The organism is Planktosalinus sp. (assembly GCF_059864935.1).
The window spans coordinates 1-13709 of sequence record NZ_JCBCCK010000320.1 but is presented as its reverse complement, the minus strand read 5'-3'; the positions used below and the strand labels follow the sequence as shown (position 1 = coordinate 13709).

Annotated in this window: 16 protein-coding genes and 1 pseudogene; 11 read left to right on the top strand and 6 right to left on the bottom strand. The window is 37.4% G+C overall.

The genetic code is table 11. The features are described from left to right. The 5 genes and pseudogenes from AC6F75_RS10405 to AC6F75_RS10385 form a co-directional block, all read left to right on the top strand. Positions 1–459 (top strand): annotated as a pseudogene (locus AC6F75_RS10405) (hypothetical protein); the annotation flags it as partial. Continuing rightward, on the top strand, positions 452–1738 hold the full coding sequence (gene kynU, locus AC6F75_RS10400; RefSeq protein WP_500714956.1) for a kynureninase: 1287 nt from the start codon (positions 452–454) through the stop codon (positions 1736–1738). The pseudogene AC6F75_RS10405 and the gene kynU, both read left to right, overlap by 8 nt. Before the next feature lie 40 nt (positions 1739–1778). After that, a complete protein-coding gene (locus AC6F75_RS10395) occupies positions 1779–2798 on the top strand; it encodes a PDDEXK nuclease domain-containing protein (protein ID WP_500714955.1) in 1020 nt (339 codons plus the stop codon). A gap of 1 nt (position 2799) precedes the next feature. Further along, complete coding sequence (locus AC6F75_RS10390; protein WP_500714954.1) at positions 2800–4203, top strand: FAD-dependent monooxygenase; 1404 nt, start codon at positions 2800–2802, stop codon at positions 4201–4203. A 56-nt stretch (positions 4204–4259) separates the two neighbouring features. Beyond that, positions 4260–5021 carry a fumarylacetoacetate hydrolase family protein gene (locus tag AC6F75_RS10385; protein ID WP_500714953.1) on the top strand — a complete coding sequence of 254 codons (762 nt, stop codon included), beginning with the start codon at positions 4260–4262 and terminating at the stop codon, positions 5019–5021. 2 nt (positions 5022–5023) lie between these two features. Here the strand turns inward: AC6F75_RS10385 and AC6F75_RS10380 are convergent, their stop codons facing one another. From AC6F75_RS10380 to radC, 5 genes are all read right to left on the bottom strand, one after another. Beyond that, entirely contained in the window at positions 5024–5818 is a 795-nt protein-coding gene (locus AC6F75_RS10380; RefSeq protein ID WP_500714952.1) for a hypothetical protein, read from the bottom strand. Between the two features lie 22 nt (positions 5819–5840). Beyond that, entirely contained in the window at positions 5841–7256 is a 1416-nt protein-coding gene (locus tag AC6F75_RS10375; RefSeq protein ID WP_500714951.1) for a DUF5723 family protein, read from the bottom strand. A gap of 1 nt (position 7257) precedes the next feature. Beyond that, entirely contained in the window at positions 7258–7803 is a 546-nt protein-coding gene (locus AC6F75_RS10370; RefSeq protein ID WP_500714950.1) for a hypothetical protein, read from the bottom strand. Positions 7804–7893: 90 nt separating this feature from the next. Beyond that, entirely contained in the window at positions 7894–8583 is a 690-nt protein-coding gene (locus AC6F75_RS10365; RefSeq protein ID WP_500714949.1) for a YjjG family noncanonical pyrimidine nucleotidase, read from the bottom strand. A 3-nt stretch (positions 8584–8586) separates the two neighbouring features. Continuing rightward, on the bottom strand, positions 8587–9288 hold the full coding sequence (gene radC, locus AC6F75_RS10360) for a RadC family protein (RefSeq protein ID WP_500714948.1): 702 nt from the start codon (positions 9286–9288) through the stop codon (positions 8587–8589). A 59-nt stretch (positions 9289–9347) separates the two neighbouring features. Between radC and AC6F75_RS10355 the strand changes: the two genes are divergently transcribed. The 6 genes from AC6F75_RS10355 to AC6F75_RS10330 all read left to right on the top strand — a co-directional run bounded on the left by AC6F75_RS10355 (position 9348) and on the right by AC6F75_RS10330 (position 13246). Further along, a complete protein-coding gene (locus AC6F75_RS10355) occupies positions 9348–9845 on the top strand; it encodes a DUF1569 domain-containing protein (RefSeq protein WP_500714947.1) in 498 nt (165 codons plus the stop codon). 78 nt (positions 9846–9923) lie between these two features. Next, positions 9924–10520, top strand: coding sequence for an FMN-binding negative transcriptional regulator (locus tag AC6F75_RS10350; protein WP_500714946.1), 597 nt, complete (start codon positions 9924–9926; stop codon positions 10518–10520). A gap of 156 nt (positions 10521–10676) precedes the next feature. Further along, positions 10677–11120 carry a hypothetical protein gene (locus tag AC6F75_RS10345; RefSeq protein WP_500714945.1) on the top strand — a complete coding sequence of 148 codons (444 nt, stop codon included), beginning with the start codon at positions 10677–10679 and terminating at the stop codon, positions 11118–11120. Between the two features lie 151 nt (positions 11121–11271). Then, the gene (locus AC6F75_RS10340; protein WP_500714944.1) at positions 11272–11859 is read left to right on the top strand and encodes an outer membrane beta-barrel protein; all 588 of its coding nucleotides are present in this window, start codon (positions 11272–11274) and stop codon (positions 11857–11859) included. 338 nt (positions 11860–12197) lie between these two features. Next, positions 12198–12659 (top strand): mobile mystery protein A, encoded by a 462-nt coding sequence (locus AC6F75_RS10335; protein ID WP_500714943.1) that lies wholly within the window; start codon positions 12198–12200, stop codon positions 12657–12659. Next, a complete protein-coding gene (locus AC6F75_RS10330; protein WP_500714942.1) occupies positions 12650–13246 on the top strand; it encodes a mobile mystery protein B in 597 nt (198 codons plus the stop codon). The genes AC6F75_RS10335 and AC6F75_RS10330 overlap by 10 nt, the downstream gene beginning before the upstream one ends. Before the next feature lie 119 nt (positions 13247–13365). Here AC6F75_RS10330 and AC6F75_RS10325 read toward each other — a convergent pair. Then, positions 13366–13709 (bottom strand): hypothetical protein (locus AC6F75_RS10325; RefSeq protein WP_500714941.1); only part of this gene is annotated, 344 nt, incomplete at its 5' end.

Genomic DNA, 13709 nt, shown 5'->3' with positions numbered 1-13709 from the left:
AAAACCAAGGACATCACTAGAATACTTGGCGAAGACACTTTAAAATACAATCAAAGTAGTATGGACAGCATCGCTTTAAAAGCTGACACTAGTTTTATCAACGATAAATACTGGCTTTTGGCACCTTTCAATCTTGTTTGGGATGAGGGGAAAACGTTCACTGTAAAAGATAGTGTTATAGCACCAATTAGCAAAAAACCCATGCAACAGCTCACCGTTGTCTATGTTAACGAAGGAGGATATACACCCGGTGACGCTTACGATTTCTTTTTTGAAAATGATTTTATAATCAAAGAATGGATATTCAGAAAAGGCAATGAACCCACACCGGGCATTACTGCCACCTGGCAGAACTATGAAAACCATCACGGATTAAAAATAGCGACGATGCATCAAACCAGTGATCGCGCTTTTAAGCTCTATTTTACCAATATCGAAGTAAAAACTACCAATGAATAATTATGAATCTACTCTGGCTTACGCCAAAGAACAAGACCAATCAGACCCTTTAAACCGCTTTCGCGAAAAATTTCACATCCCAAAAGACTCTCAGGGAAACGAAATTGTATACCTCTGTGGAAACTCGCTGGGCCTGCAACCCAAAAACACTCAAAAATACATACAGGAAGAACTTGATGATTGGGCTAAGCTTGGCGTGGAAGGTCACACTGAAGCCAAACACCCCTGGATGCCCTATCACTCATTTTTGACCAGCAGCATGGCCAAAATCGTTGGTGCAGAACCCAGTGAAGTGGTGATGATGAACACCCTTACTACCAATCTTCATCTGTTGATGGTTTCCTTTTACAGACCCACAAAAACAAAATATAAAATCCTGATTGAAAGCGATGCATTTCCATCAGACAAATATGCTGTGGAATCACAACTCAATTTTCACGGTTTTGACTCCAAAGAAGGTTTGATTCTCTGGAAACCCAGAAAAGACGAAGATCTCTGCCGTTTTGAAGATTTAGAAAAAATTATGAAAGAACAAGGCGATGAAATTGCGTTAATTCTTATAGGCACAACCAATTACTACACCGGGCAGTCCTTCCCCATCAAAAAAATTACTGAATTAGGTCACAAATACAACTGCATTGTAGGTTTTGACCTGGCACACGGTGCCGGAAACATTCAACCCAGCCTTCACAAAAATGGTCCCGATTTTGCTGTGTGGTGCAGCTACAAATACCTCAACAGTGGCCCCGGAAGTCTCGGTGGGCTTTTTGTTCATGAACGTCATGCAAACAACCCGAACCTTAAACGCTTTGCCGGCTGGTGGGGTCACAACAAAAAAACACGATTCAATATGCGACAGGAATTTGATGTGACTCCAGGAGCAGAAGGGTGGCAACTCAGCAATCCGCCAATACTTTCTATGGCCGCCATACGTGCATCACTTGACATATTTGAAGAAGCAGGAATGGAAAACATTATTTCCAAACAACGCAAACTCACGGGATACCTTGAGTTTTTGGTAAACAATTTAAAAAACCAACGCATCAGTATCATCACATCGTCCAACCCCGACGAGCGCGGTTGCCAATTGTCATTGGCAGTAAAAAACGCAGACCGCAGTTTGCACGACAAACTCACAAAAGCCGGAGTCATCAGCGACTGGCGTGAACCGGATGTGATTCGGGTGGCTCCTGCCCCACTTTACAATTCGTTTGAAGATGTGTATTTGATGGTGGAAAGGTTGAAGCAATGTCTAGAAAAAAATTTAAAAACTAAATAAGATTACACTTTAGGTAAACTTGGAGAATGGAATTAACAAGATGAATGCAATCACCCACAATCAGGATTACAAAAATTGGTTGATTGAGTTAAAATCAAAAATCAAGTCAAGCCAGCTTAAAGCCGCTGTAGCTGTTAACAGCGAACTTATCCTTATGTATTGGGAGTTGGGTAAGCAAATTTTCGAAAAACAATCTAATACTAAGTGGGGTGCCGGGTTTATCAATCAGTTAAGTAAAGACTTAAAAAAGGAGTTTTCTGAAATGGGCGGTTTTTCGGCTACTAATTTAAAATATTGCAAACAATTCTATGAATTCTACAAAGATTCATTTGGTCAACAGCTTGTTGACCAAATTCCTTGTGGACACAATATTATGATTTTCAGCAAATCCAATAATCAAAAAGAAGCACATTTCTATCTTCAAAAAACAATTGAAAACAATTGGAGTAGAGCGGTTTTACATTATCATATTGAAACAAATACTTATGCAAGACAAGGCAAAGCAATCACAAACTTTAAAAAAACACTTCCACAAGAAGATGGCGACCTTGCAAACGAACTTTTAAAAAGCCCTTATAATTTTGAATTTCTTTCCCTTTCAGAAAAAGCAAAAGAGAAAGAATTGGAAGACAAACTTGTTCAAAATATCAGTCAATTTTTACTGGAATTGGGAAAAGGTTTTGGTTATATGGGAAGGCAATTTTTACTAAAAGTAGGCACTAAAGAATACAGGACAGATCTGCTTTTTTATCATACCAAATTAAAATGCTACATCGTTATTGAGTTGAAACTGACAGAATTTCAACCGGAATTTATTGGTAAACTTAACTTTTATATCTCCGCCATTAATGAAATAGTAAAAGAACCCGAGGACAAACCAACATTGGGCATATTACTTTGTAAAAACAAAGACAATTTTGAGGTTGAATTTTCATTAAAAGACATCAACAAACCTATTGGAGTGAGTGATTTTAACTATAAAGAATTACCAAAAGATATAAAAGAAGCAATACCTTCAGTAGAAGAATTTAATAAAGAACTCAAAAAACTAAACCTATAAGATGATTCAGAAAAACCAACCCATACTCATCATAGGAGCCGGATTATGCGGCTCGTTACTTGCCTTAAGAATGGCACAACGCGGCTACAACGTGCAACTCATTGAAAAGCGGCCTGATTTAAGAAAACACGACATTGGTGCCGGTCGCTCCATAAACTTGGCATTTTCAGACAGAGGCTTGAAGGGTATGAAGCTCGTGGGTCTGGAAGAAAAAGTAAAAGAACTCTGCATCCCTATGCACGGCCGCATGATTCACAACCTTGAAGAAAACACCTTTTTAAGCCGCTACAGTGGTCGGGAAGAAGAATACATCAATTCCATTTCGCGTTCGGGATTGAACTCCTTACTGCTTGACGAAGCCGAAAAAATGGACAATATCACAATGATATTTAACCACAGTTGTATGGATGTTAATCTTGAAGAAGGTGTTGCCACATTTTACGATGATATCACCCAAAGAGAAATTTTACTCAGGGGCGATGTGGTCATCGGTACTGACGGTGCCGGTTCCGTTTTGAGAAAAAGTATGTATTTGCATAAAAAATTTCTATTCAGCTTTTCACAAAACTTTTTAACTCACGGCTACAAAGAACTTTCATTCCCTCCGGCTGATGGTGGTGGATTTCTAACCGAAAAAGGTGCGTTACACATTTGGCCGCGTGGGGAAAATATGCTTATTGCACTTCCTAACCTTGACGGAAGTTTTACTGTAACACTTTTCCTTGCCTGGAATGAAGGTGAATACAATTTTGAAAATCTCACAACTCCCCAACGTGTTACCGAATACTTCCAAAAATTTTACCCTGATGCATTGGAATTAATGCCTGAACTGGTTACAGAGTTTTTTGAAAACCCTACCGGAGCACTAGGAACAGTAAAATGTTACCCATGGAGCAGTTATGGAAAAACCCTTTTGATGGGCGATGCAGCTCATGCTATCGTGCCGTTTTATGGACAAGGGATGAATGCCTCTTTTGAAGATGTTGTGGTATTTGATGAAATTCTTGACAAACACGAAGGCGATTGGCAAAAAGTATTTACTGAATATGAAAAGGAACGCAAAAAAGATACTGACGCCATTGCAGATTTAGCGTTGGATAATTTCCACGAAATGAAATCACATACTGCAAGTGCATTATTTCAGGAGAAACGTAAATTAGAAACTGCTTTTGAAAAAGAATTTCCACTTGAATATTCTTCAAAATATTCATTGGTTACGTTTAATGAAAACATCCCTTACTCTGAAGCAATGAAAAGAGGCCGGGCACAGGATAAAGCCATACTAAATTTGCTGGCTGACGGAAAAATCAAAGTAACCCAATCCTTAAGGGAACAACTGGAAATGGTAAAACGAGAAACAGAAGAAGTTTTGCACGATGATGCTGTTACCAAAAATTTAATTTAATAATCACACCTAAACCCTCTCAGGGTTTTGAACCCTGAGAGGGTTAAATATTACATATGAATAAACAAGAAATCGCAAACAAATTAGACCAAGCCGCAAAAAATGCAGAAGCAGTTTCTCAAATGGCTACTAAAAACAACATGACACTTGATACTGCCTATGAAATTCAACGAATGTCTATTGACTTAAGATTGGAACGCGGAGAAAAAGTGACCGGTTACAAACTGGGTTTTACCAGCAAAGCCAAAATGGAACAAATGGGTGTGCACGATCTCATCTGGGGAATTTTAACTGATGAAATGGAACTTCAGCAAGGTGAAACGGTTTCTCTGGCACGCTGGATTCACCCCAGAGCGGAACCCGAAATCGCTTTTCTTGTAAGTAACGACATCAACAATCAACTCACACTTGACGAACTGCCTAAATATCTCGATGCTATGGCTCCTGCCCTGGAGATTATCGATTCACGTTACGAGAATTTTAAATTTTCACTGGAAGATGTAGTGGCAGACAATTGTTCGTCAACGGGTTATGTCATTGGCGAATGGCAACCGCTTTCCACCGATATTTCTGATTTAAAGATGGATTTACTCGTTAATACCGAAGTAGCTGAAAGTGCTTCATCTGCTGCAATCTTGGAGAACCCGTTACAGTCTGTTGTTGAATTAAGCAGGCTTGCAACTGAATCTGGATTGACTATCAAAAAAGGTCAGGTGATATTAGCCGGGGCGGCAACGGCAGCGGTATTTATAAAGCCAGGTCAAACCTTGACTGCAAAAGTAGAAAAAATGGGTAGTGTGAGTTTTAAAACCCGTTAAAACTATTCCTGTATAACTTTTTTAAACACATTCTGCGAAGGCTTACCATCAATGTCCTCATTGTCAATAATCAGGTTATTGTCAGTGTCAAAACTTGCAAGCATGCTTTTTCCATCCTGTGTATAAAGAAAAATACCTGCTCTTGAAGTTTTAGATAAAGTACCAATTTTTACCACTTGGCCATTTTGTTTCTCATAAAGCACAAAATCTTCTCCTCTGGATTCAAGGTAGTAAGTTTCACCATTGTGAGTATATGCAGGTAGTTTTGATTTTATAATTTGATTTTCTGTAATCGTTTCTGGTTTAATCTCAATATTTTGAGGGATTACCAAAGCAGCATCCCTTTTCTCAACGCTTTCGCGAAAAGCTTCCAGATTACCTTGTCTCACACCCAAAACTTCAATGCTTCTAAATGCTCGTCTTATGGCTTGATGGTATCCTTTTTTGTATTCTTTTTCTTTACTGGTTCCCGGTTCAGAACGGTAAACTATATTATTATTGCAGTCTTTTAATACAACTGTAATAGTTGTACTGATAAAATTGGAATCAACAATTAAGTCTGCAAAGAGCCCGTCACATCTGGGTAAACCTTTTAACTCAACGTCATAAATCGAATTGAAACCTGCTTCCTTGAACAAATGGCGAAGAAGTGTATTCACCTGATACTGATCAACTCCCCTTTGAAATTCAAATTGTTGTGGAACAAGTACATAAGCATAATCGCTTAGTGATTTTTGGCTAAATACATTAAAACTAAAAAAATTAAACAATAGTAACGTAATGACAATTTGTTTCATAGTTTGCAGTTTTTAAATCAGACTAATACTTAAGGTTGAACCCTAATTGCAAAGATAAACTATTTGCTTTAGCAAGATTTCCATACCGTAACAAATTATCAAAACCCAGATAAACGTTGAATTTTCCAATATCACCAACAGCCATTAAACCAAAATTGTCAAAAGAGTAATTGTCTACTGTATAGGTGATTTTTGCCGAAATAAATTCTGCAAACCTTCTATAATAAAACAAAGTGGCTGCATACTGAGGTGCTTTGTGCCTGAAAATGGAGTACAACTGAACGCCCACTGCCTGGCTTCCAAAATCACCTTTTCCCATAGAGTAACAATCACATTCCTGATTGCCAAATGACCTTCCAAAATGATATTGTATTGCCGCATTGATTTTCAATGGACGCATAACCGTATAACTGTTGTATAACGTGTCAACCGAGACATTTTCTTTGATTTCCTCTTCCAAATTTTGATAATAGGGAAACGTTTGCTCACCTTCCTGCAATGGCGGAAATATCAGGTTTAAACCGGTTAAATTATAACTTCCGTGTGCACGGTAATTTTCTACATTTTTAGTATGAAAAACAGCTCCCAAATCCAAAACACTGGCACTGGCAATCCAGTTTCTGTTGATTTCATAAGTTGCGCCAAAATCAATTCCCACCCCCAGGTTCCCGCCAAAAAAAGCCCTCCCCAAAGCATGGTTAACCACATCACCAGACGTATTCACATCGTCGTTATCAATTAAAGGGGCTATGCCGGATGTTTGCACTTGCACATCTGCATTTTGAAGCAAATGGTCATAAATATTGACTGTTCCGTCACTTAATCGGGTTACAAATATGCCTTTGTTGTTTGTGCTCCTATAATTAAAAATACTTGAGTACACTTTAAATCTGATGCCTAAAGTGAGCTTTTCTGTCATTTTTTTATTGGCGCCAAAATGAAACACGGTCAGAAAATCACCCGAAGAGTTGAGATCGCCCAAATCAAATTCATAATCGATATAATCATGGTTTCCTTCCCATCCCAAAATGGCCAAATCTCTGGGAAAATAAGTAATCATATCAAACTCCTGATAAATTCCAGCAGAAAAATAATAATCGCTTTTATTACGCCAGCCAAAACTGATGAGTTCCAGTTGTTGGGTTGCTGTAAAAAAATCAGTATTTTTCATACTGAATATCGCCGATGTAATTCTCGCATTGATATCAGTAGTCGCCGAAGTTTGAAATATATCATACACCGTCACCCCTGAGGAACCACCGTTAAAATGCAGATGTGACAGAAATGGAATGCCATAGTGCTTGTCATAAGGAACTATTCCACCGGGATTGACTAAAAGTGATTGCGGGACTTCAGATAAACCATACAACAATTGTTTGTTTTGGGAAAAGCCCAAAAACCTTATTAAAAGGAATGTTATGACAGTTATGCGAATCATACTAAAGGTCTGAAAATTCCAGATAGTAAATGGTTTTTGACTGCAAGTTCAAGGTGCCTTCCAGATTTTGGTCATTTGATTGTAGTCTGATTGTAATAATCACTTTGTCGTTTTGGGTTAGTAACTCGATATCGGCTTGAGTCACTGTTTGTGTGAATTCGGTGATGACCGGACTGCCATTTTCACCCGGCTGTATGGGAAAGTTAATCTCATAAAACGGTTCATTCTCTTCTGAAAGAAAAGTAAAATTGGCATCGAGACTCACAGGAAAAGAATTGGCGACCCTAAAGAAAAACTCAGCTTCTTTGATACTATCTATGGCAAAATCGTCATCGAGAAAACGAACTTCGGTGGTGTCAACAACTGTCAGGCTACCTTCAAAAATAGGGTCTACTTGAAAGTCATCGATTTGCAAGGTAAAATAAACAAAATTAAGTTCAACAATGGGATTGAGAACCACATCGTCTGCTTGGTTGATGTCTGTATCTTTTATACAAGAAGTAAAAAAAACAGCCAACAGTATGATTAACAGCAAGTTTTTAGGCATTTTTTCAAGAATAGGGATAATTATCAAACGTTTAATGCAAATGTGTATTGCTATTTATACAAACAATTAACATTAGGATTACCCTACACACTAAAACAAGTTTTTGATGTCTAAAAGTTCTTTTGCCACAATAATACTCTCATCGGTAGTGTGGTTTTGAGAAAAAAGCAACGTATGCATCCCCACGGATTTTGCGCCAAATATGTCTGCTTCAAGATTGTCGCCAATCATCACGCTTTTTTCCGGAGTGGAGTTGGCTTGGTTCAATGCAAACTGAAAAATCACCGGATTGGGTTTCTTCACTCCCACCCGTTCAGAATTGGTCACTGTCTGAAAATAACTTTCAATGTTTGAATTTTTAAGCTTTTGGTATTGCACTTTTTCAAAACCATTGGTGATGATATGCAACTTATATTTGGGTTTTAAATAGTCCAGAAGCTCCATGGTTCCGGGAAATAGATGATTGTTTAACGGCAAAAAATCGATATAAGCATCGGCGAGACTGTCAATCAATTCAACTGGAAATGATTTACCCAATTGGGAAAAAGCATCATTCAAGCGGCCACGACGCAATTGCTGTTTGGTGATTTGCTCTTCACGGTACAATTTCCAGTAATTTAAATTGATTGTTTCATATACCGAAAGAAACTGCAAAACATTAATATCTAGCCGGTGTGTGTCAAAAACTTTGTAAAAAGCGAGTGCAGAGTTTTTTTCAAAATCCCAAAGGGTATGGTCCAGGTCAAAAAATATATCCGAAATTGAAAGGTGTTTAAACATAATTTAAAGCAGGTTTTCGTCGGCAAAACTAAAGTAAGCCTTTTCGGTCACAATGATATGATCAAGCACTTTGATATCGAGGCTTTCACTTGCTGAAGTGAGCTTTCGCGTAAGCATTTTATCGGGCTCGCTGGCGCGTAACACTCCTGAAGGGTGGTTGTGAACAAGAATCAATCCTGTGGCACCCACTTCCAAAGCTGTTTTCAACACCAAGCGCACATCGACCAAAGTGCCGGTGATACCGCCTTTACTGAGTTGCTCTTTACGGATGATTTTATTGGAATTGTTGAGATAAATAATCCAGAATTCTTCGTGAGGCAACTCGCCAATTACAGGTTGCATCAACTCAAACACCGAATGACTGGAAGTAATTTTACTTTGCTGAACAGCTTCTTCAGCGCGTCGTCTGCGGCCCAACTCCATAGCAGCGGCAATACTAATGGCTTTGGCCTCACCAATGCCTTTAAACTCCATCAACTGTTTGATGGTAAATTTTCCCAACTCGCTCAGATTATTCCCTGATTTTGCCAAAATGCGTTTACTCAGGTCTACGGCACTTTCTTCAGTGTTGCCGGAACTTATAAGTATGGCAATCAGTTCGGCATCACTTAGGGCTGCACGCCCTTTTTGAAGGAGTTTCTCCCTAGGCCGATCGTCTTCAGACCAGTTTTTGATGGAAAAAGATGTCGTCTTTTTTTGATTCATATCAATTCGTTGCATAAAGATAAACATGTATCTTTAATTCCTGAAAATTATTTATCGATATGCAATCACTTTTTACTGAGCAGGCTTACACCGAAATTTTGCTACGTTTGGAAAAACTCACCCCCGAAACTCAAGCACAATGGGGAAAAATGGATGTCGCTCAAATGCTTGCACATTGTCAAGAACCGCTAAAAGTGCCTTTGGGAAAACTCACTTTAGCAAAACCGAATCCGGTAATGAAATTGTTATTTTCTTTTTTTAAAACATCGCTATACAACGACAAACCCTGGAAGCAGGGGCTGCCCACCTCCAAAGAATATAAAATTGTGGATAAACGCGATTTTGAAAAGGAAAAAGCTGAATTAAAAACCCTGATTGATGAATTTTATGCTAAAAGAAACAAAACCGAATGGCCGCCACATCCGTTTTGCGGGCATTTTACCACAGAGCAATGGGGAAAAATGCAGTACAAACATTTGGATCATCATTTCAAGCAGTTTGGGGTCCTCCCCCCCCCAGCCCCCCTCCCAAGGAGTGGGGAGTTAGAGGTTAATTAAATTTTTTAAACATACATCTCATAATTCTAAACCCTATCATCTCATGTCTAATATCTTAAGTCTATAGTCTAACATCTCATGTACCCACCAAAACACCATCAGGAAAACGACATTCAAAAAATGATTGCGGTCATTGAAGAATACCCATTGGGTATGCTGGTTTCTGTGCTTGACGGGAAACCGCTGGTCACCCATATCCCCATTATCTACAATCACAAGATTCAGAAACTGGTGGCGCATATTGACAAATACAACCCGCAAGTGGCGACTTTGAAAGACGGCGCAGAAGTTACCGTGGTTTTCAGGGGGCCTGATGCGTATATTTCACCAAGCATTTATACTACCACCCAATTGCCCACGTGGAATTATATTTTTGTGCACCTTACGGGAACAATCACCTTAATCAATGACCCGGAAGCCGCAAAAAGAACCATGATAGCCATGACCGAATTTTTGGAAGGGGCGGCCCAAAAATATGTATTGACACCCGATAATAAGAGGATGGAAAGCGCTGTAAACTACATACAGGCGTTTGAAATAGAAATCACCAGTTGGGAAGGCAAGTTTAAGCTCTCTCAGGACAAGGTAAAACAAGACCAACTCAATGCCAAAAAGGCATTAAAAGAAAATTCCAAAAAGGACCGGGATGGGTTTATTGATGGGATGTATAAATAATGGGTTTTAAAAATTTGTGGAAATTGTTTAAGTTTGAATAGTTACTCCCCTTTATAACTGATTCATAAAAATAAAAAAAAGACGGAATATAAAATGTCAAAACTCGCATATATAAACGCTGGGTACAATGTGAAAAACAAAATTGATTAATATAAAATGATAATTGATAATTTATTTTCATTAATTTTCGGAGTTATTATAACTTTTTTATTTCAGCATCTATTTGAAGGCAATAAAGAGTTTTTTAAGATTATTAATGAGTTCAAAAAAAAACTACCTCCATATTACAAGAAAGCAACTACAGGTTATAATGACAAATTAGGATTTTATCATATGGACCTTAATACATTGAAAACAAAAATTGACACGAAAGAACTGGATTACTTTTTAAAAGAATTAGAGGATTTTGATTACGATAAAGTATATTTCCGAAAAAATAAAATTAAACGCTATTCAAAAAATCTTCAGAGAATAATCAAAACAACTGATTGGAAATTGTTTGGAGTCGGATTATTACAAGAGTTGATTGATAATAAGGAAAAAGAAAAAACCAAACCTTATATTTTTGGCCCAAAAATAGCAAGATTTATTAAGTGCTAAAAGCAAAAAATACACCTGATTTCGTTAAACATGCATTTCTTATGATTTTCCTTTCAGAAAATCCTCGCTAGCGTTAATGTTTGTGTTTTTTAATTATTTTAGTTCTTAAACCCCGCAACGCTTGTTGCACAAACACGTTAAGCACAGAACTATGAAACAAAAATTATTATTAGCATTATTACTGATTTTTTCAATAAAATCATTTTCTCAAGATTCAAAATTTAGTATTGAATTAAATTATCCCATTCCAATTGACAAAAACTTTATCGGAAAAAATTATAACGGAATTTTAGACCTCGGACTTAAATATCGTTTCTCTAATTTGGATTTTTTAAATATTGGAGCTTCTTTGAATGCTGGAATATTAAAAAACTCAAAAGATGAAAGTGTTCAACCTTTTGATGTTACAGCATTTGCAATACAACCAAGAATATTTGCCGAATTGAACTCTAAATCTATTAGTAAATTTCATCCTTCAGTTGGATTAGGTTATACAATTATGACATTTAACATATCTGGAATAGACAGTTTTAATCCAGATAATCCAAATTCATCGAGTTCAAGCAAAACCGAAAGCGGATTTAATCTGAATTTAGGAGTGGCTTATGACATAACAAATAAACTGTTTGCTCAAGTTCAGTATGATTTTATAAAAATAAAAGTTGACAACGAAGTGCCTGACATTAAACACAATACAAATATTAATATTTTGAAAATCGGACTAGGTTACCGACTTTAAAAAACTACCTACAAACACCAGCCTCCTATGGCTTCAACCGGCTCACTCGGAATCCCGAAGAGTTGGGGCTATAGGATTTTCCTAAGTTCTGCTTGCCCGCCTTGCGCTTCACAGCTATAGGCGACGAAGCGGCAGGCAGGTCTGGGTTTGTTCACTACCAAAGTTTATAAATTCACGCCACAGTTTATAGAAGAAACGTTTTCTCAAGACGCTAAGCAATTTTTTACTTTTGTAAACCTATACCTTTACTTTTTTTATATTTTGTAATGCTTTTTATTTACTTTTTTATATATTTGTAAAGTTATATATTTACTTTTTGACAATATATATTATAAATCATGAGAAACAAACGAAAGATTTTAATTGAGCAATTAGACGAAAAACTGAAACAGTTCCAGCCGGCAGAAACGGTTCAAGTGCCTTCTAAAGGCTGGATTCAAGCTATTCGCACAACGTTGAACATGTCCTTGTCCCAACTCGGGCATAAATTAAATATTACCCGACAAGGGGTGAAAAGCATTGAAATGAGCGAAGCAAAAGGCACAATATCATTAAATTCATTGAAAGAAGTTGGTGTTGCTTTGGATTTTAAGCTGGTGTATGGTTTTGTGCCAAACGATAAAACCATTGATGATTTAATACATAAAAGGGCAGAGAAGCTGGCACAAAAAATTGTTCTGAGAACCCATCAAAATATGAGTCTGGAAAATCAGGGAATTGAAGAAAAAAAAATCAAAGATTCTATTCAAGAGCTTGCACTAGAAATCAAAAGGGAAATGAGAAAATCATTATGGGACTAAATTTTAACCACCCCAAAGGGCAAACTCCTTTGGATAATGAGGAAATTGAAGGTTTAAAATTAAAATCGGTTACCACCCAGGGTGAATTGGATGAATTTGAGCAATTGAATATAGAAAAAGCAGTAGAATGGTTGATTCACTCAAACTTAAAACCCCATAAAATCCTATCTGAAAAGTTTATCAAAGATTTACATAAAAAAATGTATGGTGACGTTTGGAAATGGGCAGGGGAGTTCAGAAAAAGTAACAAAAACCTTGGTGTAAATTGGACGCAAATCGTTGTGGAATTAAAAAAACTTATAGACGACACTAAATACTGGATAGAAAATAAAACCTATCCCCCTGCTGAAATTGCTATTAGATTTAAACACAGAATTGTAAGCATTCATTGTTTTGCAAATGGTAACGGAAGACATTCCCGACTAATGGGTGATATCATTATGGAGTCCATTTTTAATATGCCGGTTTTTTCATGGAATCAGTCAAGAATGGGAAATCCTGACAAAGTTAGAAAAAACCACATAACCGCCTTAAAAAAAGCCGATCAAGGTAATCTGGCACCCTTAATAGAATTTGCTCAAAACTAAACCGGCTGAACACTAATGAGGCATTTTAAAAATACCAAAAAGGACAGGAATGGGTTTATTGAGTAGATATAAAAACAAAGCCCGGTTAAAACCGAGCTCATTTTTAATATAAGAATGGATTATTTTTTTTCAATAACTACTTCTTCTAATGAACGTTCTGCCATTCTCAACCTTTCCCTGCTTTCATTGAGGGATTCTTCCAATTGAGAGAGCCTTACTTCTGCACGCCTAATCCTAATTTCACGTTCTTCAATAGCTTTTTTATCAGCGTTGGGCTTTCTTGCCTCTTCCTCCAGAGAGTGCTTTAAGGTGCTTAACCTTTCTCTGTGATAGGTTATTAATTCTTCAGTTTCATGCAATCTTGTTCTGGCATGTCCTGCTTTATTTCGGGCCATTTCAGCGCGATGCTGACCAAACTCCCTACCTGTCATATCTCCTTTGTCTTTTCCATAAGCATGACCCT

Excerpts from the sequence above, each read along its gene's own strand:
- kynU (WP_500714956.1), top strand. The coding sequence starts at position 452 with ATGAATAATTATGAATCTACTCTGGCTTACGCCAAAGAACAAGACCAA.
- AC6F75_RS10345 (WP_500714945.1), top strand. The coding sequence starts at position 10,677 with ATGATAATTGATAATTTATTTTCATTAATTTTCGGAGTTATTATAACT.
- AC6F75_RS10375 (WP_500714951.1), bottom strand. The coding sequence starts at position 7,256 with ATGATTCGCATAACTGTCATAACATTCCTTTTAATAAGGTTTTTGGGC.
- AC6F75_RS10340 (WP_500714944.1), top strand. The coding sequence starts at position 11,272 with ATGAAACAAAAATTATTATTAGCATTATTACTGATTTTTTCAATAAAA.
- AC6F75_RS10370 (WP_500714950.1), bottom strand. The coding sequence starts at position 7,803 with ATGCCTAAAAACTTGCTGTTAATCATACTGTTGGCTGTTTTTTTTACT.
- AC6F75_RS10365 (WP_500714949.1), bottom strand. The coding sequence starts at position 8,583 with ATGTTTAAACACCTTTCAATTTCGGATATATTTTTTGACCTGGACCAT.
- AC6F75_RS10380 (WP_500714952.1), bottom strand. The coding sequence starts at position 5,818 with ATGAAACAAATTGTCATTACGTTACTATTGTTTAATTTTTTTAGTTTT.
- AC6F75_RS10395 (WP_500714955.1), top strand. The coding sequence starts at position 1,779 with ATGAATGCAATCACCCACAATCAGGATTACAAAAATTGGTTGATTGAG.
- AC6F75_RS10385 (WP_500714953.1), top strand. The coding sequence starts at position 4,260 with ATGAATAAACAAGAAATCGCAAACAAATTAGACCAAGCCGCAAAAAAT.
- AC6F75_RS10390 (WP_500714954.1), top strand. The coding sequence starts at position 2,800 with ATGATTCAGAAAAACCAACCCATACTCATCATAGGAGCCGGATTATGC.
- radC (WP_500714948.1), bottom strand. The coding sequence starts at position 9,288 with ATGAATCAAAAAAAGACGACATCTTTTTCCATCAAAAACTGGTCTGAA.
- AC6F75_RS10355 (WP_500714947.1), top strand. The coding sequence starts at position 9,348 with ATGCAATCACTTTTTACTGAGCAGGCTTACACCGAAATTTTGCTACGT.
- AC6F75_RS10350 (WP_500714946.1), top strand. The coding sequence starts at position 9,924 with ATGTACCCACCAAAACACCATCAGGAAAACGACATTCAAAAAATGATT.
- AC6F75_RS10335 (WP_500714943.1), top strand. The coding sequence starts at position 12,198 with ATGAGAAACAAACGAAAGATTTTAATTGAGCAATTAGACGAAAAACTG.
- AC6F75_RS10330 (WP_500714942.1), top strand. The coding sequence starts at position 12,650 with ATGGGACTAAATTTTAACCACCCCAAAGGGCAAACTCCTTTGGATAAT.